Genomic DNA, 252 nt, shown 5'->3' on the forward strand with positions numbered 1-252 from the left:
GTGGGGGTCTGCAGCACCTTGTACCGGGCCGAGAGGTCCGGTCGGTGGGTCAGATCGATCTCGACGTGGCTCAGCCCGTCGTGGTCGGAGGCGTAGGCATGCAGCATCCGCCGGACCTGGGGGCACCGCGCGCACATCTCGGTGCTGAACTGCACGAGCGTCGCGCGGGAGCCGAACTCGGCGGATGCTGCATCCGCCCGGTCGAAACGGAGCGCGCCGGCATCCAGCCTGCGTCCGTCACGGCGGCGCAGG

Annotated in this window: 1 protein-coding gene; it reads right to left on the bottom strand. The window is 71.0% G+C overall.

The features are described 5' to 3' along the window. On the bottom strand, positions 1-252 hold a 252-nt coding region (locus tag SB660_RS22390), incomplete at both ends, for a thioredoxin domain-containing protein (protein ID WP_410584670.1).

The organism is Bacillus sp. SIMBA_005 (genome assembly GCF_046535585.1).
In the GTDB taxonomy this organism is placed as follows: domain Bacteria; phylum Bacillota; class Bacilli; order Bacillales; family Bacillaceae; genus Bacillus; species Bacillus pumilus.